The following is a 22,729-nucleotide window of genomic DNA, read 5'->3' as shown; positions in this document are numbered from 1 at the left end:
AAGGGGTAGATGGTGGATGGAGGATGGAGGTGATCAGGACCGGCGGTTGTCCAGCTGATCAACCTGGGCGAACAGCAGGTCGATGACCTCGTGGTTCAGGTTGGTGCGCAGGTCTGCGATGGAGAGGCGGCAGGCATCCAGGTGGTGTCTGATGGTGTCACGGGAGTATTCCTCCGCACCGCACTGGATGAGCAGGTCGCGGATCTGTTCCCCCTGTGTGGTGGTGAGTTCCGCGTTGTTGAAGTTCACCTCGATGTCCTTCCAATGCCGGGTGGCGCGGGCGAACCCGATGATGGTGGTCTCCTTGCCCTCCCGGAGATCGGAGAAGGCATCCTTGCCGTGCTCTGCTGCTTCCCCAAAGGTGGAGAGGTAGTCATCCTGCAGCTGGTACGCGGTGCCCAGGTGGGCGCCGATCACCCCGACCTTCTGCTCATCCTCCTCCGACAACCCGGCAAGGATGGCCGCGGCACGAAGGGGGAGTTCGAAGGTATAGGTGGCGGTCTTCAGCCGGCTCATCTCCAGGGCGGTGTTGATATCGGGTGTGATCGCCCGGCTGCTGAGTCCGACATCGAGGAATTCACCGACCAGGCTGTCGTTCATGGTGTGGTCGAGCAGATCCAGTAGTCGCAGGCGGGCGGGGTGGGGCAGGTCCACCCGGGCGAAGACCTGGTGGGTGGCGGCCAGGAAGAGATTGCCGATGAGGATGCCATTGGAAGATGCCCAGTGCAGATGTTCGGGATCCGGGCCCCTGTCCGAGAAGTTATCCGGGTCGCGCTGTTTGAGGATCTGGCCGATGAAGTTGAGCTTGCCACGGCGGTAGAGATCCCCGTCGATGACGTCATCGTGGACCAGGAAGGCGAAGTGCAGCAGTTCCGTGGCCACCGCGATCTGCAGGGCGACCTCATGGTTGGCCGCGCCTGTCGCCGTTTCTGTGGTCATGGTGCGGTGGGTGCCCAGGAGCATGCGTGGGCGCACCAGTTTGCCACCACGGAGCGCCTGGAATGCGGTGTCGAGGCAGGCCCGGAACTCCGGGCCGTAACTACTGCACCGTTTAGACAAAGAGGAGAAGGTGCGATTGAGCTCCAGGTAGATCTCCTCATTGAAGTCGAAGCCCGGGGGAGCCAACTGCTCGGTTGTCAGTGTCATGCCGTTGTCCATTTAGAGTATCGCCTATCAAAACCTGTCAGTTACGCCACCACGTCACCATTAACGACTTTTCTGTACTCGGAGTAGGAAATAGCGGTCCAACAACGGTAGTGTGAGCAAGTATACCTGCATCAGCGACAATATTATCTTAAATGTTAATGTTTTCAATTTTAAACAGTATCTGACATTGAAAGAAAAAGGCGTTATCATTGATCTATGCAGGAATCCGAAGCAAAGCACGGGGACGAGTCGCCACTCAACAATCTCTATGATGTGAAATCCAGCGACCCGCGCAGCGAACTCATCGACCGCTCAGACGTGTCGCCAGCTGATCTTGCGCAGATCGGGCGGTTGATGAAGGCGCTGGCGAATCTCCGTGACACCGAGCGGGCCGTCGCCGCGGCCGCCTCGCGTTATATGGCACTCAGCGCGCAGGACATGCGTGCCCTGCATTATCTGATGGTGGCGGGCAACACCGGCCAGGTGGTGACCCCCGGAATGCTGGGTGTGCACCTGAACCTGTCCCCGGCATCGGTGACCAAGATGCTCAACCGTCTGGAAAAGGGTGAACATATCATCCGAAAGGTTCACCCGGTTGACCGTCGGGCGTTCGCCCTCGAGGTCACCCAGGCCACCCGGGCGGAGGCCATGGAGACCTTAGGTAGGCATCAGGCGCGTCGTTTTGAATCCGCCAAGCGGCTCACCAGTGACGAGCGCGAGGTGGTTATCCGGTTCCTGGAGGATATGGCCAACGAACTTTCCCTCTCCAACGCCGCCTGGGCGGAGGGGGATGCCGGTTCGCGCGCTGCTGCACCCTCAGCCGGTCAGGATGTCAATTCCGGCTAGTGGTACAAACTTTTCAGTCCCCAGGGGGATCATGTTCCCTCCCTGGGGACTGTTGCGTTTCCCGGTGTTTTCTACAGGGTGCAGAGTGGCGAGACGTCGGTCTTGCCGCCTGCTGCTGGCACGGTCACGAAGGCACATGACCACCAGCCACGGTCCTCCGTGATGTTGCGGACCTTGGTCCAGTCCTCGGGGCTCAGGTCCGGGGTGCGGGACAGGACGAAACCGGACAGGCGGTTGGGGCTGCCCACGATAGCCAGTGAGTAGTCGTCCTCCAGGTAGGTCACGCGGTAGTTCGGCTCACCACCCTCGGTCTGGAAGGGCACGCCGCCGAAGGTGACCTTGAGGGATGCATCGGAACGTACCGTGGCTTTGCCCTCGATGACGGATGGGCCAAATGGGGTGCCACAGGAGTTGGCCACGGAGATGGTGTTCTCATCGATCTTTTCGTACTGCGCGGTGGTGTCGTTGGAGCACTGCAGGCTGTAGGGCTGCGGGATGGCTGCGACCTGGTACCACTTGCCCTGGTAGCGCTCGAGATCCACCTTCTGGTCAATCTCCGGCAGTGCCTGGTTTTCCGGGGTGGAGCTGAGGTTGGCGATCTGGGATGAACCGCCGGCAAGGCGGCCACCGTCGAAGACGTCCTGGGCCTGGGCGGTGCTGGCCCCGGTGATGGACAGCGCGGACAGCAGAGCTGCAATGGTGAGTTTTCTGGACAGACGCATGGGTAACTCCCTTTCTTTTTGTTTATATTATCTCAAAAGTTAATACTTCTTGAATTGTACTACAAACCGGCTGCTCGCGGGAGATCTCCGCAAAAGTGCACCTCAGGAAGATCTCCTGAACCCAACCACCGAAAATCCTTATACTCGCTCCCATGAACAGCCACATCCAGCCCACTTTGAATTACAGCGCACGCCATCCGCGACGCCGGGTTCTGGTGACCGGGGCCACCGGGTATGTAGGGGGTCGTCTCGTCACGGAACTGCTCGCTGCGGGTTTCACCGTCCGCGCCACCTCCCGCCGCCGGGAGAGCCTCGGAAGATTCGACTGGCACAGTGAGGTGGAGATGGTTGAGGCCGACCTCACCGAGCCCGCCGATCTGGATGCCCTCTTCAAGGATGTCGATGTTGCCTTTTACCTCGTGCACTCCATGGGCGGCAAGGACATCGATTTCGAGGAGCAGGAGCGCCGCACCGCGGAGAACGTCGCCGCTGCCGCCGACCGCGCCGGAGTAAAACAGATGGTCTACCTGTCCGGTCTGCATCCCCGCGACCGTGCGCTTCAGGACCTGTCCAAACACATGCGCTCGCGCGAACGGGTGGCGCAGATCCTGCTCAACAGCGACACCCCCTCACTGATCCTGCGGGCCGCCACCCTCATCGGTTCCGGTTCGGCCTCCTTCGAGATGATCCGTCACCTCACCGAACGCCTGCCTATCATGACTGCACCGCAGTGGATCACCAATCAGATTGAACCGCTGGCCATCCGCGACACCCTGCACTACCTGGTCTGCGCTGCGGATCTCGACAAACCGGTGAATCAAGCCTGTGACATAGGCTGCGGTGAGACCTACGAATTCGCCGATCTGCTGCGCATCTACGCCGATGTGCGTGGGTTGAAGCGACGGGTGCATTCCATTCCGCTCAATCTCCCCATGGACAGGTTGAGCGGTTTCTGGATCAGCCTGGTCACTCCGGTGCCCTTCCAGCTCACCTTCCCACTTGCACAGTCGATGGCGGAGGACGCCGTCACCGAGGAGGACAGCATCAAGGACATCATCCCGGATCCCCCGGGAGGGCTCATCGATTACCGCCGGGCGGTGGAACTCGCCCTGGCCGCTGAAAGCGACCGTGGGGTGCCCACCTCCTGGGACCGCAGCTGGACACGCTTCGGTGACACCGAGGAGGAGGGTGTGCCCGCCTGGGCCAGCCACCCCACCGATCCCGAGTGGGCAGGTAAAACCCTCTACCAGGATGTCCGCACCGAGACCACCGACCTCACCGCGGCGCAGGTCTGGCCGATCATCGAGGGCCTCGGTGGGCCCAACGGGTGGTATTCCGCACCGCTGCTGTGGCGTCTGCGGGGTATCGCTGACCGCCTCATCGGCGGACCGGGCCTGGGCGGGCGACGCGATCCCCGCACCCTCAAGGCCGGGGACCGGCTTGACTGGTGGCGGGTCACGGAGGTCTCTCCACCCAACCGGCTGGTGCTCACCGCGGAGATGAAGGTCGATGGCAACGCCTGGCTGGTCTTCGAGGTGGAGGACAATGAGGGCGGTGGTTCCACCTACACCCAGCGGGCACTGTTTGAGCCCAAGGGGCTGCAGGGCTATCTCTACTGGTGGGTGGTTTCACCATTCCACTCGGTGATCTTCCCCTTCATGCGCCGCAATATTCTCAAGGCAGCCCGCGACGGGGTGGACTCGGTTATTTAACCGCCTCATAGGCATCCAGCGCCTCGCGCCGGGATTCCTTCAGATCCACGATAGGGGTGGGGTAATCGGGGGTGCCGTATTCGGGGATCCAGCGCCGGATGTAGGTCTCATCCGGATCGAATTTCTTCGCCTGCGTCTCCGGATTGAAGATCCGGAAATACGGGGAGGCGTCATCACCGCTGCCCGCGGCCCACTGCCAGTTGAAGGCATTGGCGGCGGGGTCGGCATCCACCAGGGTCTCCCAGAACCATTCCTCGCCGTGCCGCCAGTGGATCTGCAGGTTCTTGGTGAGGAAACTGGCCACCACCATGCGGGAGCGGTTGTGCATGGAGCCGGTTACCCACAGCTCCCGCATGCCGGCATCCACCAGGGGGATGCCGGTGCGCCCGGCGCGCCAGGCCGCAAATGCCACGTGGAACTCATCGGAGGAGGTGGGGGACAGGGGGTGGCGGCGTCGACAAGCCGGGTGGCCTCGCGTTCATCCCACGCCCAGCCGAAACGGTTGAACTGCTCGCGGACATTGGTGGTGGCCATGTCGGGCAGGGCGTAGAGGCGGTGCCAGGCGAAATCACGCCACAGCAGTTCCTTGCGGAACACCTGGGCATCGTTGGCGTCGATGTCACCTGCATCCGCGGCTGCCGTGACCTCCGCCCACACCCGGTGCACGCTGATCTCACCGAAACGCAGATGGGGGGACAGACCACTGGTGACCTCGCGGGCCATCTCATCGCGGCCGTCAGCGTACCCGCCGCGCTCGCGCATCCGGTCGAGGAAAATCCCGAGGCGGTCCAGGGCGGCCTGCTCACCGGGGTGGCAGTGGGTGGACAGCTCCGTGGCCCAGAAGGGGTCGGGCGCAGGGGGCGTCCCGGTATCTGTCATGGGGGCATCGGGACCGGTCAGTCGGGTGGGCAGAGGATCACCCAGCTGTGCGGCGGATTCGTCTGCCAGGGGGAAAGCCGCCTTGGAGAACGGGGTGTAGACCTTGTAGCCGGTGCCGGCGCCGCTGGTGACCTCCCATGGTTCGGTCAGTAGGAACCCGGCGTGACTGTGCACCTCCAGCCCCTGCTCCCGCAGCTGCGTCTTGATCTCAGCATCCATCTCGCGGAGTGGTCCGTGGTAGCGGCGGTTCCAGGTCACGGCGCCCGCCCCGGTCTCACGGACTGCCTCCGCCACCAGCGCCACCGGATCGCCGGAGCGCCGCAGGAGGGGAACCCCGTGGGTGGACAGGGCGTCGGCAAGCATGGTCAGACTGCGTTCGCGCCACCAGCGCGCGGCACCACCCAGGGCGCGGGGCTGATCCTCGTCGATGAACAGGCCGATCACCGGCCCGCGGTCGGCGGCCCAGGCCAGGGCGGCATTGTTCTGGATGCGGAGATCATCGCGGAACCAGACGATGGTGGGGGACGCGGTTGAGAGGCTCATGAACAACGAGTCTAAAATAAACCCCGCGGGCACTCCCGCCGCACCCACCTTCCATGTGTAGACACACTGCGTAGAAAGCCCGGGTCACAATGCCCTCCCCACGCCGCACACTCACCGTCGTCATTCCCTGCCTCAACGATGCGGATCTGCTCCGCGACTGCCTCGCCTCAATCAACGCCCAGACCGTCACCCCGGATCAGATCATCGTGGTCGACAACGGCAGCACCGATGATTCCGTCCGGGTGGCCGAGGCCGCCGACGCGACCGTCATCCGTGAACCGCGCCGGGGCATCACCTGGGCAAGCGCGGCCGGATATAACGCCGCGAGCGGTGACGTGATCGTGCGTATCGACGCCGACTGCACCCTGCCTGTCGACTACCTCGACCGCATCCACCGCATCTGGGACCAGGCAGAACAGGACCCCACCCGGACCGTGGTGGCACTGACCGGTATCGGATCCTTCCAGCTCCCCGGGCATCTGGGGCGGTGGAGCGCCGACCTCTACCTGGGTGCCTACCGCTGGGCCTCGAAGCAGGCACTCGGGCACTATCCGATCTTCGGCTCGAACTGTTCACTGAGCAGAACCTGGTGGGAGGAGGTCCGGGATGACATCGACCTGGCCAACACCTTCGTGCATGAGGACATGTACTTCTCCTTCTTCGTCCGCCCGCATGAAACCGTGTGGTTCCAACGCGACCTGACGGTGATGATGCACCCCCGGGCACTGTTCGGCGTGCGCCAGCTGTGGACCCGCGTTGCCCGCGGGTTCCACACCATTCGCTCAGCGTGGGAACGCGAACCCGTCTACGTCCGCCTCGTCCGCCGCGGGCTTGTCGACGCCTCCATCGTCCCCCAACGCCTTCTACCGGCGGATCTGCAGGCCTGATCCCCGGTATCGCCCCGGTATCGCTGAGCGGGGAACCTACGGGCACAATGGGGGACATGAAGCACACCACACCTGAGCCCCACGAGGGCATGAACCCCGTCTCGCCGAAACTGACCACGGCCCGGTACATCGGCACCCTGCCGTGGTGGGTATTGATCGCCCTTGGTTTCGCAGCGGCCGGTGTCTGGGTGTCCCCGTGGTTCTACCTCGGCACCACCGTGGCCGTGGTGATGCTGATCTGGATGGTGTGGCTGATCCCCCAGCAGGTCAAAAGGCTGGGTTGGTTGGAGACCGAGGACGAACTCCTGCTCACCCGAGGCAAACTCTGGCATACCTACACCGTGATTCCCTACGGGCGCATCCAGTTCGTCGATGTCACCGCCGGGCCCATTGAACGCGCCCTGGGGATGAAGACGGTCAAACTCAACACCGCCTCCGCCACCACCGACTCCTCGGTGAAGGGCCTGCCCGCTGACGTCGCCGATGCCCTGCGCGACCGTCTGGCCATCAAGGCGCGGGAGAGGATGAGTGGACTGTGACCACCGCTCAGACCACCGATGATTTTCGCCGGGTCCACCCACTCACCCCGCTGCTGCGCTTCTGGACACTCATTCTCGCCGTGCTCGCCGGCCTCATCCTCAACCTCAACCTGTCCTCCCTGCAGGCGATCTGGACCGCGCTGAGCGAGGATACCGACGTGGTCATCTGGCCCCTGCTGGCCTCCCTCGGTGGATTCGTGCTGGCCTGCGTGCTGATCTGGCTGCTGTCACTGATCTGGTGGAAAGCCACCGGGTTCCGCCTGACCGACGAAGAGGTCCAGCACCGCCGCGGCGTGCTCAACACCCAGCTGCGCACCGCCCGTTATGATCGCATCCAGGCCGTTGACCTGGTGGAATCAGTGATCGCCCGCATCTTCCGCGTGGCCGCCGTCCGCGTGGAGACTGCCGGTGGCAACAACTCCGCCATCGATATCGCCTTCCTCAAACGCTCCGAGGCTGAGGAGTTGCGCCGACAGCTCATCGACGCCACCCACGCCCGGCGTGCTGATCCGCAGCCGGTGCAGGAGGGGGTCGGATTGTCAGACATGGACTCGCCCCGGACCATGGAAACATCGGTGGCCACCGGGAGGCAGGTCGTGCCCTCCATCCCCATCATGCGCACCCTGGGCAGCACCGCGGTGTCCCTCAACACCGTCATCACGGTGCTGGCGCTGCTGATCATTGCCTTCACCCCACTGGGGATCACAGCCCTGGTGCCCGTTGTCGTGGGTCTGGTTCCCTCGGTGTGGAACCTCATCGACAAATCCTGGAAATTCCAGGCTGATCTCGCAGGCGACATCCTCAATGTCTCCTACGGGCTTGCCGATCGACGCCGCCAGTCGATCCCCCTCAGCCGCATCCACGGGGTGTCCATGACCCAACCGCTGCTGTGGCGCCTGTTCGGCTGGTGGACAGTATCGGTCTCGGTCGCGGGCTACGGTGTGGAGACCAAACAGAGCGGCACCACGCGTCTGCTTCCCGTGGGGACGAGGGATCTGGCGCTCCGCCTCATCGAGGTAGTCGGACCACTGGATGGCGGCGAGCTCGAGACCTACGCCGACCCCGCCGGCATCACCCACCCGACCTACACCAGCCCACCGCAGGCCACATGGGTTTCCCCCGTGGACAGGAAACAGCAGGGCGTCACGCTGGTGGGGGAGTCCGGCGGCGCTGGCACCGATACCGCGCCGCGTGCCGTGATCGTTCACTCCGGTCGGTTCTACCACCGCATGGCACTCATCGATGTCAGCCACATCCAGGAACTCACCCTCAAACGCGGTCCCGTCCAGAAGCTGCTGGACCTGAGCACCGTGAAGCTCAACCTGGTACCCGGGCCGGTATCCATGCAAGGCAGTGACCTCACCTACGCCGAGGGCATGGAGCTGCTCACCGTCCTGCGACGCAGATCCCTTCCGAAGTTGACCGGTCCAGTGGTTGAGGGATCAGAGGTTGAGTCACCGGAGGTTGAGGGGGAAAATCGTGCTGGGACCGTGGGATACGATTAGCGACATGCACATCTCAGATCTTCCCGACAAGACCCAGGACTATCTGAAGACGATCTGGGACATCACCGACCGCAACGGCGGCCAACCCGCCACCCTCGGTGAGATCGCGGAGATCCTCGAACAGAAAACCCCCACCGCATCCGAGGCCATCAAACGTCTGGCCGCCCGCGACCTGGTGCATCATGAGCGCTACTCCGGTGTCACCCTCACCGCCACCGGCCGGGCACTCGCGCTGGAGATGGTGCGCCGCCACCGTCTGCTGGAGACCTTCCTCCACGACGTGCTGGGTTACACCTGGGATGAAGTCCACGAGGATGCCGATCTGTTGGAGCACGCCGCCTCCGACCGGCTCATCGCGCGTATCGACGCCCACCTCGGCCACCCACGTCGCGACCCCCACGGTGATCCCATCCCCACCGCCGAGGGGCTTATCGACGACCTCGGCCACACCACCCTCGCCACGGCCGTACCCGGTGTCACCGTCACCATCACCCGCGTCCAGGACATCGACCCCGAACTGCTGCGCTACCTCGCCGAACACGGTGTGGTCCCGGGATCCCGGATCACCATCGCCAGAGAACCCTTCGCCGGCATCGTCGAAGCCGTGGTCGAGGAGACCGGACAGCGCTTCCCCCTCGCAGTCACCCAGCTGCCCCTGATCACCGTGCAGATGTAGGCGGGGCCGTGGACAGGGTCTCGCCACCTCAACCCCGACATCAGTACTGATATCGGTGATGCGATGTCGTGGACGGAGATGCCACCCCATAACCCAGAGATCCTGTCCCCAGAAAGCAGTCGCGGTCTCTGGGTTAAGCCACGCGGTTTCTGGGAACAGGATCTCTGGGTTAGTGCAGGTCAGCAAAGTCAGGGGCGGTTATCCCCAAGTCCTGGGCCACCACCTCGAAAGGCAGAAGATCCAGCATCACGTCACGCATGTTTCCTGAGGCAACCAGGCCGATCTGGGCGATCACGGCGATGGTGAAACCGGTGAGCAGGATCCAGTCGGCTGGCCCGTTGGCGCGGATGCTGAGGAATTTCGGGAGCTTCAGGTTCCACCAGCGTCGGCCCTTGAAGGGAAGCAGGGGTGCGAAGGCGGGGATGCCCTGTTTGGTGGCCAGGTCGCCCAGCATGTGGGTGAGGCATCCGACCGTGATCGCCGATCCGAGGAACACACCGAAGGATTCCTCCGGTACATAACTCCACACCGCGTAGGCAAGGGCGGCGGACAGTCCGGTGACGATCAACCAGTCTGTCTTTTTTGACCATTCCGGCAGCAACCCCCTGATGCCGAGACCGAGGAGGAAGAACAACAGGCCGATTACCGCTGTTTTTCCGAAGGCACCGATCAGGGCTGTGGCTCCGATGCCTGCAGCCAGCGCAGCCCAGATGGTGTGGGTGGCGGTACGGTGGCCGTTCTTGCAGGGTTTGTCCTTGCGGCCGCGGGTGACATTGACGAAGGTCTGCGCGATGTTCTCGGTGAAACGGGAGATCACTTGTGTCACGGGTCCGAAGGAACGGGAGACCGTGGCGGAGGGGGCGTCCAGATCGGGGAGCATGGCGGCTCCGGCAGCGAGTCCTGCGTAGATGAATGTCTCTTCGGCGGTGGTGACGCCACCCCATTGTTCCGGGAGGATCTGGGCCACGGCCAGGCCGACCGCGGCACCACTCATCGCATGGGTGGGGCCCATGACCATTGGTGCATCCCTGCCTTCGAAATTGTTATCGGATAGTACTGTCTTTCACACTTTAGACCCTGTGGTGGGCGGGGTATTTACAACTCCTGCCTAAGCGTGTCCGCCTGGCTGTTCGCCTTGAAAACGTGGGTGCAGCCGTAGCGCTACCCTGGGGGTCATGGACGAGCAGTCGATTATGCAGGCAGTGGCCGTGGCGCGTGGGGCCCGCAACATTGAGGTATTTACCGGTGCCGGGATGAGTGCCGATTCAGGGCTGGAGACGTATCGTGATCCGGAGACGGGGGTGTGGTCGAAGGTTGATCCGCAGGCGATGGCGAGCATCGATGCGTGGGTGCAGGATCCGGAGCCGATGTGGGCGTGGTACCGGTGGCGCGCTGGACAGGCGATGAAGGCGCGGCCCAATGCGGGGCATGAGGCCATCGCGTACTGGGAGGGCAGCCACCTGGTGGATACGGTGCATGTGACCACGCAGAATATCGATGATCTCCATGAGCGGGCTGGTTCCACGGAGGTCACCCATCTGCATGGCAGTCTCTTTGATTTTCGGTGTTCGATATGTTCTAAACCGTGGCGGGATGACGGGGATTATCCGCGGGAGCCGGTGGAGCGGCTTACTCCTCCGGCGTGTTCGTTGTGTGGGAATCCGGTGCGTCCCGGGGTGGTCTGGTTCGGTGAGGCGTTGCCACAGGAGGAATGGTCGGTTGCGGAGCGTCGTATGCAGCAGGCTGATCTGGTGGTGATTGTGGGTACTTCTGGGATTGTCTATCCGGCGGCGTCGTTGCCCGTTCTGGCGCATCAGCGTGGGGTGCCGATCCTTGAGATCACGCCGAAAGAGACTGATTTGTCACGGATCGCCACGTATTCGTGGCGGGCGACGGCCGCGGAGGGGCTCCCGGCGCTGGTCAGGCGGCTTGGCGTCTGAACGGGTGCTTGTCGACGCCCCCTCACCCCGCGGATACCACTCCCAAGGGGGAAAGGGCACGATGTAGAACATGGAAAAGTTTTTCGCAGCAGGTGTGGGCAGGACCCTGGGAGAGTGTCTAATGGTTTGTGTATGAGGGATTCCCTTCACATCAAGGAGATGAACCATAATGACTACCGTGGCACGACGAAACCCCCAGGACTCCGCCAAGATCAAAGCGATCGAGGAGAAACTGCTGGCCAACCCTGAAATGGCGAAGCTCATCGACGAGCTTGGCACCTCCACCACCGACGCCAACGACCTTGTCCGGGGCCTGCTCTAGGCCTCGATCAACCGGGGCCTCAACGCCGAGATGGACGCCCACCTCGGCTACCAGCACGGCGACCGGGACAGCAAGGAAGCTGCTGGTCAGAACAACTCCCGCAACGGTTCCTACCCCAAACGAGTCGATTCGAACTACGGGCCCATCGATGTTGCTGTCCCCCGGGACCGTAACGGCTCCTTCCTGCCGACAATGGTGCCCAAAGGATCGCGCCGGCTCACCGACGTCGACGACATGATCATCAGCCTCTACGCCGGGGGCATGACCATACGAGACATCCAGCACCACATGGCCACCGCCATGGGCGTGGACATCTCCCATGAGACGATCTCCGCGATCACTGATGCGGTGTTGGAGGAGGTGATGATCTGGCAGAACCGCCAGTTAGATGAGTTCTACCCCGTGATCTTCCTCGACGCACTACGCATCAAAGTCCGTGACGGGGGTCGGGTGGTCAACAAGTCCGCCCTCACCTGGCTATCGGGGTGGATATGGAGGGAATCAAACACATCCTGGGTATCTGGCTGGCCAAAGAGGAAGGAGCCTCGTTCTGGGCCCAGGTGTGTACCAACCTCGCTGCCCGCGGAGTGCACGATGTGTTCATCGTGTGCTGTGACGGGCTCAAGGGCCTACCGCAGGCGGTGGAAGCGACCTGGCCGGATTCGATGGTGCAGACCTGTGTCGTGCATCTGATCAGGGCCGCGAACAGGTGGGTGGCCTACGGGGACCGTAAGGCGGTGTCTGCGGGGCTGAAGAAGATCTACACCGCCCCCACCGAGCAGACCGCTCTGGCGGCCTTGGCGGAGTTTGAGGCCTCTGAGCTGGGGGTGAAGTATCCGCAGTCGGTGAAGGTGTGGCGTGATGCGTGGGACCGGTTCATCCCGTTCCTGGAGTTTCCCCCGATGGCCAGGAAGGTGATCTACACCACGAACTCGATTGAGTCGATGAATAATGAGCTGCGTAAAGCCACCCGGAATCGGGTGCAGTTCACCAACGATGAGTCTGCGGTCAAAACCTTGTGGTTGATGATCTGCAATATCGAGGATAAGCGGGCCGCGAAACGTGCGAAGCAGGGTAAACGGGTCGTGGCTTCCAGTGGTCGGCTGATCGAGGGCAGGCGGGTGACGAACTGGAAGCAGGCCATCAATCAGATGTCAGTGGCTTACCCTGATCGCTTCGAGCCCTACCTCTAACAATCACACCCCACACACAAACAACTTGACACGCCCTCGTGATCCCACAACAGTTGCTTGGGTACTACGCCAAAACGTTGCTGAAGCAACAGCCACATCCCAGACACCAGATCACCGGTTGTCCTAGTGGGAAGAACACACGCGGCCATGAACCTGGAATACGATGCCACCATCACCAACACCGGGAACACCCCCGCGTGACCGTGCGTATCGGGGATACCGTCATCGGGGAACATGAGGTCACATTGAATCTGCACACCTGGCTTATGGTCGAGGGTATCGACTGGGTCGTGGGGGAGATACTCGGGGCGGATTCGTCGGATGTTTTCCCTAAACCACGACATCGAGCCCTGCCAGGCGACGCGCTGTGCGATAACCGTGGCTTTCATATCAGGGACCTCGTCGAGCAAGGCCCTAACGTCCAGTTCCACCTCGTCAAACGCGGTCTTTTGTGGAGCTCGTTTCGAATACGACGGAGGTGTGTTGCTGGCTAAGGCCCGCTCTACCGTCTTTTTCGCGCAGCCGACTGTTGCTGCGATCTTGCGAATCGACATGCCATCTTTGCGCAAAATCCTGATCTGCGCCCAATCATCCATGGAAATCACCCATCCAATTCTTCTCGGATGGGCTACTTTTCCACCGTCATTCTTGGGCTACTTTTCCACCGTCACTGACACCCGTACTGGTAATCACCGTAGGATTTACCCACGAACGATAACCCGTAGGTCTCCCGAGACATATCGACGTCAACATCAGATAACGCGGACTCGAACTTAGAACTAAGGAATCTACCGTCCTTGTCGATGAAACCAGGCAGCTCTACGGCAACCTTTTCAGCGAGCGCTGAATTTGCGTCAATGGTCTCATTTTTCTTCAGGGCATCATGAATCAAAAGAGCAGCCTTCCTAACTACTTTCGCTACACGTAAAAATCACATCAAGTCTACGGGGATAGGATGCATGACGGATCTTTCGGGAGGGGACTGTTATGTATGCCGTCGGCGCCACTGTGCTACGCGGCGTGAATCTGACTGCTTAAGCGTAGTTTAAAGCTGAACCGGGGTTAAGGCTCAAAATGTGTGTTTCTTCGACGTGTCAGATTTGGCCGTATCGGATGCCGAGTGAATGTTGTGGGGCTACCTTTGCTCGACGTCTAAGCCTGTACCACACGAGGCGTATTTTGACTGTTGATCGGGATATACCGCGGGTTTTCGCGTGATGGGCCAGCGATTGGGTGGACATAATCCATGCGAGGAATAGGCGGAAGGCTGCTTTCTTATTCGCGTTGGTCTGGGTGTTCCTAGTGAAGCTGTGACACATTCTAAGCAGCGCCACCGTCTGATTTTCTTGGAGGTGAAACCGTTTTTGATGGTTCTACCTCGGCACAGTTCGCAAGGAGGTCGATTCGTTGACATGGGATATAAGCAAACCGTGATCCCTTACCACACGACGGCAGCCTTGGCCGGTATTGAGTGGATTTGGCGGTCGAATAGCTCTCTGAAAGCTATTTATCCCCGAAACTGCCTGCTCAGCACCGCTAAATCACGGAATCCACACACACATTTTGAGCCTTAACCCTTAACCCCTGAACCGAGTTAGGCATAAAAAGCTCCCCTACCTGTTTTCACAGGTAGGGGAGCTATTTGGGGTGGCTGACGGGGCTCGAACCCGCGACACCCAGGATCACAACCTGGTGCTCTACCAGCTGAACTACAGCCACCATCACCGCGTTTAAGCAGCGAGGACAATATTAACCCAAAGATTCTGAATTACAAAAACTGCTGGTAGAGGCCAGTAGCCTTCTCCTTCGCCGCCTCGGCCTGCTCAGTGGTGGGGTCCGGGATGAACATGGCCTCGCGGTAGTAGGCCAGCTCCCTGATCGACTCGATGATGTCCGCGAGCGCGCGGTGGGCCATGCCCTTGTCGGGCTGGTTGAAGTAGACGCGCGGCTGCCAGCGGCGCGCGAGCTCCTTGAGCGAGGAGACGTCGACCATGCGGTAGTGCAGCGCCTCGTCCAGCCGCGGCATCTGCTCGCGGATGAAGGAGCGGTCGGTGGCGATCGAGTTGCCCGCGAGCGGCGCCGGGTGCTCCGGGTCGCAGTGCTCCTCGATGAGTTTGAGCACCGCGTCCTCGGCTTCCTTCAGCGTGATCGTGGAGGCCTTGATCTCGTCGATGAGCCCCGAGGTGGTGTGCATGGTGGTGACGAAGTCGTCCATCTCCGCCAGCTCTTCGTCGGTGGCGTGCACCACGAGGTCCACGCCCTCGCCGAGGATGTTGAGCTCGGCGTCGGTGACTAGGGCCGCGATCTCCACGATGGTGTGGCGGTGGATGTCGAGGCCGGTCATCTCGAGGTCGATCCAGACGAGGCGGTCGTTCTTGGGGGCTACGGGTTCGGTCATGGGGAATAGTCTAATCCTGTTCGAACCGGCGCCAACAACCCAACTTCGTCTGTTTTCCTCAGCGGGTAAACCTAGATGTCCTAACTCTTTGGCGAGAATTTCCGCTAGTAGTTTTAGTCGGGTATCTCGATGCGAACCAGCTGGGTTCAGTTCATAAAACCCCTGGTAGACTTCGGCAAACGGTCCTCATCGCCTTCTGGTTGCTGGGGTTCAGTTCATAAAACCCCTGGTAGACTTCGGCAAACGGTCCTCATCGCCTTTTGGTTGCTGGGGTTCAGTTCATAAAACCCCTGGTAGACTTCAGCATGAACCGGCTAACCGTCTGCGGGTGCTGGGGTCCAGTTCATAAAACCCCTGGTAGACTTCCGGGAGACAACATCGTCACCCACCCGCTGCTGGGGTTCAGTTCATAAAACCCCTGGTAGACTTCAACACACACCAAATCTTCGCATCATTCGGCTGGGGTTCAGTTCATAAAACCCCTGGTAGACTTCCGGGTCTTCACCCAATCCCAGCCACTCGGCTGGGGTTCAGTTCATAAAACCCCTGGTAGACTTCCCAAGAAGCTAGCTGATGCGAGGATGTCGCTGGGGTTCAGTTCATAAAACCCCTGGTAGACTTCATAACTCTGGTGAGCATGTGGTTGAGAGGCTGGGGTTCAGTTCATAAAACCCCTGGTAGACTTCCCCGTATTAGAAACAGTCGCCGCCCCCAGCTGGGGTTCAGTTCATAAAACCCCTGGTAGACTTCCTCGGTCTTCGTGAAAAAGGCCCACAGGGCTGGGGTTCAGTTCATAAAACCCCTGGTAGACTTCCGGGGCAACATGCTGTTGTTTCCCACCCGCTGGGGTTCCGTTCATAAAACCCCTGGTAGACTTCTGGCCGGGACTACTGGTGAGATGAATCAGGCTGGGGTTCAGTTCATAAAACCCCTGGTAGACTTCGCGCTCGCTATCTTCGGGCAAAATGGACGCTGGGGTTCAGTTCATAAAACCCCTGGTAGACTTCCCTCGTAACAAAAGCCGCATCCCTAGCAGCTGGGGTTCAGTTCATAAAACCCCTGGTAGACTTCCGGGTGATCATTGGTGGGTGTCGCAGCGGCTGGGGTTCAGTTCATAAAACCCCTGGTAGACTTCCACGAGATCCTCAATGACATGCTGATTCGCTGGGGTTCAGTTCATAAAACCCCTGGTAGACTTCTGGCTTATCCATTAGGTATGCCATGACCGCTGGGGTTCAGTTCATAAAACCCCTGGTAGACTTCGTAGGCGGTGGAACATCACGCGGCGCCAAGCTGGGGTTCAGTTCATAAAACCCCTGGTAGACTTCCGGCCTTAAGTAGGGAGGTATTGACGCGGCTGGGGTTCAGTTCATAAAACCCCTGGTAGACTTCGCTTCGGAATGAAGGTGGTAATAGCCATGCTGGGGTTCAGTTCATAAAACCCCTGGTAGACTTCCGGTACGAATGGCTCATGCAGCGCATGAGCTGGGGTTCAGTTCATAAAACCCCTGGTAGACTTCTTCTTTTTTGCATATATAGGAATACCGGGCTGGGGTTCAGTTCATAAAACCCCTGGTAGACTTCTCACGGCGGTTTTTGCATTCCAAAGACCGCTGGGGTTCAGTTCATAAAACCCCTGGTAGACTTCTAGCTCGGTGTGCGCCACGGGGTTAGCGGCTGGGGTTCAGTTCATAAAACCCCTGGTAGACTTCTTACGATCTAGGGCCGTGATCTCCTCGAGCTGGGGTTCAGTTCATAAAACCCCTGGTAGACTTCCGACCAAGGAACACGCCGCCGCCACATGGCTGGGGTTCAGTTCATAAAACCCCTGGTAGACTTCACAAGCGTTCGCACCCAAGCCCCATTGCGCTGGGGTTCAGTTCATAAAACCCCTGGTAGACTTCGCCGGTAGTGAATCCCGTCCACGCGTTCGCTGGGGTTCAGTTCATAAAACCCCTGGTAGACTTCTGTTGAGCGCGCTTCTGATGCTGGATATGCTGGGGTTCAGTTCATAAAACCCCTGGTAGACTTCAAGCATGCCTACTTTGATGGGTCTGAATGCTGGGGTTCAGTTCATAAAACCCCTGGTAGACTTCCAACAAGAAATCCCGTCGTGGCTCACCAGCTGGGGTTCAGTTCATAAAACCCCTGGTAGACTTCTCTAGCACAAGAAGACCAGCACTGTCAATGCTGGAGTTCAGTTCATAAAACCCCTGGTAGACTTCAAACCGCCCACACACTGACAGCCACGACAGCTGGGGTTCAGTTCATAAAACCCCTGGTAGACTTCCCCATCAGTCTGTGCCGCACCCCCGGCAGCTGGGGTTCAGTTCATAAAACCCCTGGTAGACTTCCCTCCTAGCACTGACCGACCAAGGCGCAGCTGGGGTTCAGTTCATAAAACCCCTGGTAGACTTCGTAGGAAATCCCGCATTGTGAAAGCGCTGCTGGGGTTCAGTTCATAAAACCCCTGGTAGACTTCGTGGAGTTTTACTCCCGCGCTAGGTTTAGCTGGGGTTCAGTTCATAAAACCCCTGGTAGACTTCGATGACCGGTACATGGTGTGGGTCACCGGCTGGGGTTCAGTTCATAAAACCCCTGGTAGACTTCAGTCTCCCCCGCAATCCTCCTCATGCCCGCTGGGGTTCAGTTCATAAAACCCCTGGTAGACTTCTCGTCGGCGTGCAGAAGGTCCGCGACGGGCTGGGGTTCAGTTCATAAAACCCCTGGTAGACTTCACGTCCGCAAGCGGGCCTTCCTGGATCAGCTGGGGTTCAGTTCATAAAACCCCTGGTAGACTTCAGTGTGCCCGAAAATGGCCGCCTAAGCTGGAGTTATCAGGGGTTTCTTGTCCTAGAAAATCATCAATTGGCTAGGCGCGTCTTCTGGTTGTTCCGGTTTTGCATTTGAGAATCGAATGGTTTTTGACCACTGGTTGTCAGTGACGGAAAGAATTCTGATGTCGCCACCTGGTGGAAGATCCTGCTTGATGCTCTTTACTAATGCGTGAATACGAGAAGCTAATGGAAGGAACTGAACGTAGACGCTGTATTGAGCCATGCAGAAGCCGATGTCTAACAACGAGTTTCTGAAATGAGTAGCAGCCTTTCTTTCCGCCTTGGTCTTCACCGGGAGGTCAAACATTACAACGCACCACACTGGCTCACTATCCCTTCTCGGCATCGAATGGGCCTTTCCAAATCGGAACGTCTAATGACCCGACCTCGTCTTCCACGTATCGACCAAAGTTTTGGGCGAGCTTGGACATAGCAGTTGGAACGGGTTCTCCATCTCGAGAAAACTGGCTGTTCGCGGCCTGAACCAGAAGCTGCTTCGATTCCTTGTTCAAATCCTCGGAAAAGCATTCATTTGAAAACACGGAGTGATCAATGACCGGCCTAAACGGTTCTATGAGATCGTCTACCAAATTGAACTGGTTTGAGCGTCCGTGGTGAAATACTCCGAGTGAAGGGCATAGTCCAGCCGAAGCTACCGCCCGGATTCCAAAGCCTCGCAGGATGGTGTAGCCGTAGTCCAGCGCTGAATTGGTTGATCCGGCAGCGGCACCAGGCACGCGAGAAAATTCTTTGCCTTCCGAGATCAAACTCCAAAACCTTCGAGCGGCCTGTGCTTCCAAGTTGTCGGGGTCACCACTCCGGACCCGATTTCCCATTGCAATGAGTTCAGCAGCCCCAGGGACGTCAAGTGCTTTTAGCGTGGAAGCTTGCCCTTTGATCTTTGCAGAAATAATTCTCGCCCAAGCAGCCTTCTTGCGCGGGCGGGAGAGCTCAGACTGCGCGAGGTGCCGGGCACCAATTCTTGTATGTTCGGCCCATGGGCATGCGCCGGCGACCGGGATTCCCCTCCAATCGCACACCAAAAGTGCGATGTCGTATTCGCTCAGTTTAGAAAGCACGGCTCCGCTAACAGATGCCGAGACCCCGACGAGGACGACCGCCACAGGAGAAAGAGGTACTTCGATCCCGTCATCGCTATCCCCTGGAAGTACACGGAGCTGACCTCGAGAGTAGGAAATCGTACCCTTGAAACTCGTGAAATCAAGCACCTGCCAGCCAGCGTTCATTTAGATCACTCGACCTTCCAGCTGATCGGGAGATGTGCAGCCGACTCGAGTCTTGGACGTCCCAGAGCATCTCGACGGATGACAGTTACTTTTCCGCTGGAGAAGAGCTTATTCACCGCAGGTCGCCAGCCAGGAGAGTCCACGATTTTGCGCACATCGGGGCCAAAACGATCCTTCTTAACCCCCGATGGTGCTTTCAGATCGAGGCCTTCCGTGCTCATTTGGATTGGGCGAAGACGGAACTTTGAATTCAAGGGGAAACCGTCAATCCGCCATCGTCGAATTGGCCCGAGCTCCTGTTGTGCGTTTCCAACCTGACCGTCGCTGAATGGAGTCGGGTCAATGAGCAGCTCGTCATCGACGACAAGCCATCCAAGGTATTCGGCGTTCCCCTCAGCGATCGCCTTGCGGAGCTTGGGCTCGCACTGGCGCATCGTCATAGACTGCGGCTTGATCTCTGCGGTGAACAGATCCTGGTTGCGGTAGGGGAGCAGGTCCACGGTGTACACGCGCATCATCGCGTAAACAGGCTTCTTTCCGCTGGTGATCTTGTAGATGCGTGCGTGGTGGAAGCTGGAGCCGAGCTCGACGTATCCACCGTTGAGGGCAATGCATCCCGCGTTGACTGGGAAGAATCCGATTTCATCCGTGGCGCCGAGGCGTGTGCCGTGAATCCGAATCTGTCGGCTCGGATCGGCGGGGAGACCTTCCTTGGGGTCGAAATCAGGATGCCGGGTAAGCGCACACCACAGTGCTTCTGAAGCCGCGCGATCGATCATCGCCACCGAAAGAGCGTCGCCAACGTGGAGCTTGGTCAGCTTGCCAATGGTGTCTTCGTGTGCGGAGCCGTTCCCGAGGCGCAGCCGCAGGTTCGACATCACAACAATTCGATCGTTTGCGAGAGCTTCGTTGAGTAGGACGCTGAGCTTCTCCATTTGGATCTTCCACCGCGTCCACATGAAACGGTCTTTTTCTTCGAGGCCAGTGAATTCCTTCCACTGAGCAGGCTCGCGAAGGAGGTTCTGGGAGTCGCGCATCGAATCACGCTGAGCCAGGATGGTCGCGATCGTCGGGGTAATGAAGGTAATCACCGCCGCGTCGACGGCGTGGTGGCGTCGGTCAAAGCGGGTCTTGCCATAGCCATCGAGGAAGACGAGGCGCTTGCTGATTCCGGATGCGCCGCGGGCCTTGGCTGTGAGCTCACCGCGATAGACGGCGACCTTTGTCCCGTCCTTGGCAAAACGCTGAGCGATGCGCCCGCGGAGCTCATTGGCCATCCATGCCACCGACTCGATGGAGCGTGCGTCGATTTCCTCATCGATGGAAACGCGGGAAAGTCGGTCGCAAACAGCCTTACGGAACTTGGCAAATTGGGTCGCGTTCAAGCCGGGATCCGCCAGCCAGTGGCGAGTCCTCTCAACGGCCGCTTTTACAGAGATATTCGGGTTGGTCGATTTCGCAGCCCAAACGGCGAAAGGAACGTTACCCTTTGACCTGTTACAGCTAGGGCACACCGCGACGAGATTCTCGCGCTTGTTGGTTGAACCTGGGCCAGCTTGGGGCACGATGTGGTCCATCTCAAAATTGTCTTTGCCCTCGCCTTGGTACGAGATGGGCGTTCCGCAGTAGGCGCACTGTCCATTTTGGCGCTGGACAGCGAGGTACCTAGTGAGATCAGAGCGATTGCGGTTCTGAACACCGAGTGTTTTCTCCATCTCTGCGAACACCTCGTAGTTCCTCTTGGCGCGTCTTTGCTGATCGCGGTCAATTTCGCGGGATTTTCTCTCGCTGGTGAACGCGTCGCGGACGTGCTCGATGGTGATGTGTGTGGGCACTCCCCAAGTATCGACGGCGGTTTCCAACCACCGCGACACGGCCTTGAGGACGCGATCGACCGCTGGGTTGCCTACTGGAGCACCGATCTCGGGAGCGGGTGGTGTCCAATCGACCGGAGTTTGGAACTCATGGAGGCGTGCCTCGTAAAGGTCCTCGCCGTTTTCGAGGATGCGCTTGGTGATGCGTGCGAGAGTATCTTCGCAGTAGGCCGCTCGGCCCATGGGTAGGTGGAGTGAATCGAGCTTCAAGTTATCTTCGTCGGAAAGCTCGGCGAAGAAGGCCTGCACCTTGGCGCCTGATTGTGAGTCGAAGTCATCGACCTCGGAGTTGGCCAAAGCTTTAATCATGGCGTAGCGATCCTCGGCATTAGCCTCCATCCACCAAGCTACGAGAGGTTTAACCTTGCAGTTGAGGATACGGCGCGTGGTCTCATGGACGGGAGGAGCGGCACCCGCGCGCTCGCCATCATCGGTCATCGTGGCGGTACCGCGGAGGTTGCCGCGATCGATTCCCAGGATCTCGCACACAGCCAGCCATGACGGCTCCGACTTCGGCTTGAGGTTGATGAGGTGATCGAAGACGAGGGAGGTCTCCTCCTTTGTCAGGCGTCGTTGTCCACTGCCCTCACGGATGCGGAGGTTACCGATCAACGAGGCGATCCGGTAACGCTGGAACTCCTCGGTAGCCTTGAGGGCGCGTTTCTTGGAGGGCTGGAGCGGATCCACACCAGTTCGTCCCGCAGCAGACCCCTTTGGAGACTCGGCTTTAAACACCTCGTTGATAAGCTGCTTCACCAGCGAAGAATCGAGATTTTGCATGCGGCCGATCACGATGATCTCATTGGCGTGGTCGCTTTGGAGGAGGCGTGAAGAAAGCACGCCGCCCTTGCCGCGGAGCCGGTGCTTGCCTAGGTTGCAAAAAGCGACGAGCTGGCCGACGGTGATGTCGTCAGGGATCTTGATGCCCGCCACTTTGGCAATCTCCTCCTTGATCGCGAGGAAAGCCTCGCTGGGTGCAACCTCAGTGTGGAGGGTGGACACCTTTGAATACGGGTTTCGCCAGCCACGGTGACGCGCGATATGCCGCATGGCGATGGAGAGCTTCTCGTTTCGCTCTGCCTCATCCTCAATGAAACCCGCAGCCAGTTCTGCCCGCGCGTGCCAGGGCATGAACGGATCGCTGTATTCCTCAAACTCCTTGACCGGCCACCCGAGCCCCTCAATGAACTTGTCCAGCTGGACGAGACGGCGACGCTTGCGACGGTAAAGCCGACGAGTACGGCGTGCGATGCCGCTTGACGCGAGACGAGTGACAGCATCTTGCTGCTGGTCTGGGTCGAGCCCCGAATCGTGGATGTGGGAGACCGCGCTGAGGATCTTCACAGGCATGTCTTTCTCATCAACCTCGATAGCTGCGAGGCCAACGGAGAAGGTTCCGACGTCAATGCCGACTCTATATTTGAGGGAGACCATGGTGGGCCTTTCTTTTATGAAAAAGCCGG

General features: G+C 59.6%; 16 protein-coding genes, 1 tRNA gene, 2 pseudogenes and 1 CRISPR repeat array. Of the genes and pseudogenes, 9 read left to right on the top strand and 10 right to left on the bottom strand.

Annotated elements, in window-relative coordinates; genetic code table 11:
- Positions 1-33: 33 nt before the first annotated feature.
- A complete protein-coding gene (locus B843_RS10405) occupies positions 34-1,158 on the bottom strand; it encodes a polyprenyl synthetase family protein (protein WP_025253441.1) in 1,125 nt (374 codons plus the stop codon).
- Positions 1,159-1,362: 204 nt separating this feature from the next.
- On the opposite strand from B843_RS10405, the gene B843_RS10400 reads away from it, so the two are divergent.
- Positions 1,363-1,992, top strand: coding sequence for a MarR family winged helix-turn-helix transcriptional regulator (locus B843_RS10400; RefSeq protein ID WP_025253440.1), 630 nt, complete (start codon positions 1,363-1,365; stop codon positions 1,990-1,992).
- Positions 1,993-2,063: 71 nt separating this feature from the next.
- Here B843_RS10400 and B843_RS10395 read toward each other — a convergent pair whose 3' ends face one another.
- Positions 2,064-2,714 carry a lipocalin family protein gene (locus tag B843_RS10395; RefSeq protein WP_025253439.1) on the bottom strand — a complete coding sequence of 217 codons (651 nt, stop codon included), beginning with the start codon at positions 2,712-2,714 and terminating at the stop codon, positions 2,064-2,066.
- A 152-nt stretch (positions 2,715-2,866) separates the two neighbouring features.
- Here B843_RS10395 and B843_RS10390 point away from each other — a divergent pair, with 152 nt between their 5' ends.
- Entirely contained in the window at positions 2,867-4,426 is a 1,560-nt protein-coding gene (locus tag B843_RS10390; protein WP_025253438.1) for an SDR family oxidoreductase, read from the top strand.
- Here B843_RS10390 and B843_RS10385 read toward each other — a convergent pair.
- Positions 4,419-5,848 (bottom strand): annotated as a pseudogene (locus B843_RS10385) (cryptochrome/photolyase family protein). The gene B843_RS10390 and the pseudogene B843_RS10385 overlap by 8 nt on opposite strands.
- An 89-nt stretch (positions 5,849-5,937) precedes the next feature.
- On the opposite strand from B843_RS10385, the gene B843_RS10380 reads away from it, so the two are divergent.
- The 4 genes from B843_RS10380 (at position 5,938) to B843_RS10365 (ending at position 9,455) form a co-directional block, all read left to right on the top strand.
- Entirely contained in the window at positions 5,938-6,735 is a 798-nt protein-coding gene (locus tag B843_RS10380; protein ID WP_025253437.1) for a glycosyltransferase family 2 protein, read from the top strand.
- Between the two features lie 89 nt (positions 6,736-6,824).
- Positions 6,825-7,274, top strand: a complete 450-nt coding sequence (locus B843_RS10375; protein ID WP_025253436.1) for a PH domain-containing protein — start codon at positions 6,825-6,827, stop codon at positions 7,272-7,274.
- On the top strand, positions 7,271-8,779 hold the full coding sequence (locus tag B843_RS10370; RefSeq protein WP_025253435.1) for a PH domain-containing protein: 1,509 nt from the start codon (positions 7,271-7,273) through the stop codon (positions 8,777-8,779). Before B843_RS10375 ends, B843_RS10370 begins: the two co-directional genes overlap by 4 nt.
- 4 nt (positions 8,780-8,783) lie before the next feature.
- Positions 8,784-9,455, top strand: a complete 672-nt coding sequence (locus B843_RS10365; RefSeq protein ID WP_025253434.1) for a metal-dependent transcriptional regulator — start codon at positions 8,784-8,786, stop codon at positions 9,453-9,455.
- Positions 9,456-9,624: 169 nt separating this feature from the next.
- Here B843_RS10365 and B843_RS10360 read toward each other — a convergent pair whose 3' ends face one another.
- The gene (locus tag B843_RS10360; RefSeq protein ID WP_025253433.1) at positions 9,625-10,473 is read right to left on the bottom strand and encodes a metal-dependent hydrolase; all 849 of its coding nucleotides are present in this window, start codon (positions 10,471-10,473) and stop codon (positions 9,625-9,627) included.
- Between the two features lie 157 nt (positions 10,474-10,630).
- Between B843_RS10360 and B843_RS10355 the strand changes: the two genes are divergently transcribed.
- The 3 genes and pseudogenes from B843_RS10355 to B843_RS10345 form a co-directional block, all read left to right on the top strand.
- Positions 10,631-11,395, top strand: a complete 765-nt coding sequence (locus B843_RS10355; RefSeq protein ID WP_025253432.1) for an NAD-dependent deacylase — start codon at positions 10,631-10,633, stop codon at positions 11,393-11,395.
- A gap of 169 nt (positions 11,396-11,564) precedes the next feature.
- Entirely contained in the window at positions 11,565-11,717 is a 153-nt protein-coding gene (locus B843_RS14295) for a hypothetical protein (protein ID WP_038595470.1), read from the top strand.
- A gap of 3 nt (positions 11,718-11,720) precedes the next feature.
- Positions 11,721-12,910, top strand: a pseudogene (locus tag B843_RS10345) (IS256 family transposase); the annotation flags it as partial.
- On the opposite strand, the gene B843_RS10340 reads toward B843_RS10345, so the two are convergent.
- From B843_RS10340 to cas9, 6 genes are all read right to left on the bottom strand, one after another.
- Positions 12,907-13,506, bottom strand: coding sequence for a helix-turn-helix domain-containing protein (locus B843_RS10340; RefSeq protein WP_244877373.1), 600 nt, complete (start codon positions 13,504-13,506; stop codon positions 12,907-12,909). The pseudogene B843_RS10345 and the gene B843_RS10340 overlap by 4 nt on opposite strands.
- A 1,047-nt stretch (positions 13,507-14,553) precedes the next feature.
- A tRNA-His gene (locus B843_RS10330) sits at positions 14,554-14,629 on the bottom strand.
- Between the two features lie 49 nt (positions 14,630-14,678).
- Complete coding sequence (gene orn, locus B843_RS10325; RefSeq protein ID WP_025253429.1) at positions 14,679-15,308, bottom strand: oligoribonuclease; 630 nt, start codon at positions 15,306-15,308, stop codon at positions 14,679-14,681.
- Positions 15,309-15,446: 138 nt separating this feature from the next.
- Positions 15,447-18,110: a CRISPR direct-repeat array (repeat unit 36 nt; unit sequence GCTGGGGTTCAGTTCATAAAACCCCTGGTAGACTTC).
- A gap of 51 nt (positions 18,111-18,161) precedes the next feature.
- Complete coding sequence (cas2, locus tag B843_RS13590; RefSeq protein ID WP_081751573.1) at positions 18,162-18,491, bottom strand: CRISPR-associated endonuclease Cas2; 330 nt, start codon at positions 18,489-18,491, stop codon at positions 18,162-18,164.
- Positions 18,475-19,392 (bottom strand): type II CRISPR-associated endonuclease Cas1, encoded by a 918-nt coding sequence (cas1, locus tag B843_RS13585; protein ID WP_081751572.1) that lies wholly within the window; start codon positions 19,390-19,392, stop codon positions 18,475-18,477. Before cas1 ends, cas2 begins: the two co-directional genes overlap by 17 nt.
- 5 nt (positions 19,393-19,397) lie before the next feature.
- Positions 19,398-22,700 (bottom strand): type II CRISPR RNA-guided endonuclease Cas9, encoded by a 3,303-nt coding sequence (cas9, locus tag B843_RS10320; protein WP_025253428.1) that lies wholly within the window; start codon positions 22,698-22,700, stop codon positions 19,398-19,400.
- Positions 22,701-22,729: the final 29 nt, after the last annotated feature.

The sequence above is a fragment of the Corynebacterium vitaeruminis DSM 20294 genome (assembly GCF_000550805.1).
Lineage (GTDB): Bacteria > Actinomycetota > Actinomycetes > Mycobacteriales > Mycobacteriaceae > Corynebacterium > Corynebacterium vitaeruminis.
The sequence above is the reverse complement of the archived record's forward strand: the minus strand, read 5'-3'. Positions and strand labels throughout refer to the sequence as shown.

Excerpts from the sequence above, each read along its gene's own strand:
- B843_RS10375 (WP_025253436.1), top strand. The coding sequence starts at position 6,825 with ATGAACCCCGTCTCGCCGAAACTGACCACGGCCCGGTACATCGGCACC.
- B843_RS10390 (WP_025253438.1), top strand. The coding sequence starts at position 2,867 with ATGAACAGCCACATCCAGCCCACTTTGAATTACAGCGCACGCCATCCG.
- B843_RS10400 (WP_025253440.1), top strand. The coding sequence starts at position 1,363 with ATGCAGGAATCCGAAGCAAAGCACGGGGACGAGTCGCCACTCAACAAT.
- cas2 (WP_081751573.1), bottom strand. The coding sequence starts at position 18,491 with ATGCCGAGAAGGGATAGTGAGCCAGTGTGGTGCGTTGTAATGTTTGAC.
- B843_RS10380 (WP_025253437.1), top strand. The coding sequence starts at position 5,938 with ATGCCCTCCCCACGCCGCACACTCACCGTCGTCATTCCCTGCCTCAAC.
- B843_RS10395 (WP_025253439.1), bottom strand. The coding sequence starts at position 2,714 with ATGCGTCTGTCCAGAAAACTCACCATTGCAGCTCTGCTGTCCGCGCTG.
- B843_RS10355 (WP_025253432.1), top strand. The coding sequence starts at position 10,631 with ATGGACGAGCAGTCGATTATGCAGGCAGTGGCCGTGGCGCGTGGGGCC.
- B843_RS10365 (WP_025253434.1), top strand. The coding sequence starts at position 8,784 with ATGCACATCTCAGATCTTCCCGACAAGACCCAGGACTATCTGAAGACG.
- orn (WP_025253429.1), bottom strand. The coding sequence starts at position 15,308 with ATGACCGAACCCGTAGCCCCCAAGAACGACCGCCTCGTCTGGATCGAC.
- cas9 (WP_025253428.1), bottom strand. The coding sequence starts at position 22,700 with ATGGTCTCCCTCAAATATAGAGTCGGCATTGACGTCGGAACCTTCTCC.
- B843_RS10340 (WP_244877373.1), bottom strand. The coding sequence starts at position 13,506 with ATGGATGATTGGGCGCAGATCAGGATTTTGCGCAAAGATGGCATGTCG.
- B843_RS10405 (WP_025253441.1), bottom strand. The coding sequence starts at position 1,158 with ATGGACAACGGCATGACACTGACAACCGAGCAGTTGGCTCCCCCGGGC.
- cas1 (WP_081751572.1), bottom strand. The coding sequence starts at position 19,392 with ATGAACGCTGGCTGGCAGGTGCTTGATTTCACGAGTTTCAAGGGTACG.
- B843_RS10360 (WP_025253433.1), bottom strand. The coding sequence starts at position 10,473 with ATGGTCATGGGCCCCACCCATGCGATGAGTGGTGCCGCGGTCGGCCTG.
- B843_RS14295 (WP_038595470.1), top strand. The coding sequence starts at position 11,565 with ATGACTACCGTGGCACGACGAAACCCCCAGGACTCCGCCAAGATCAAA.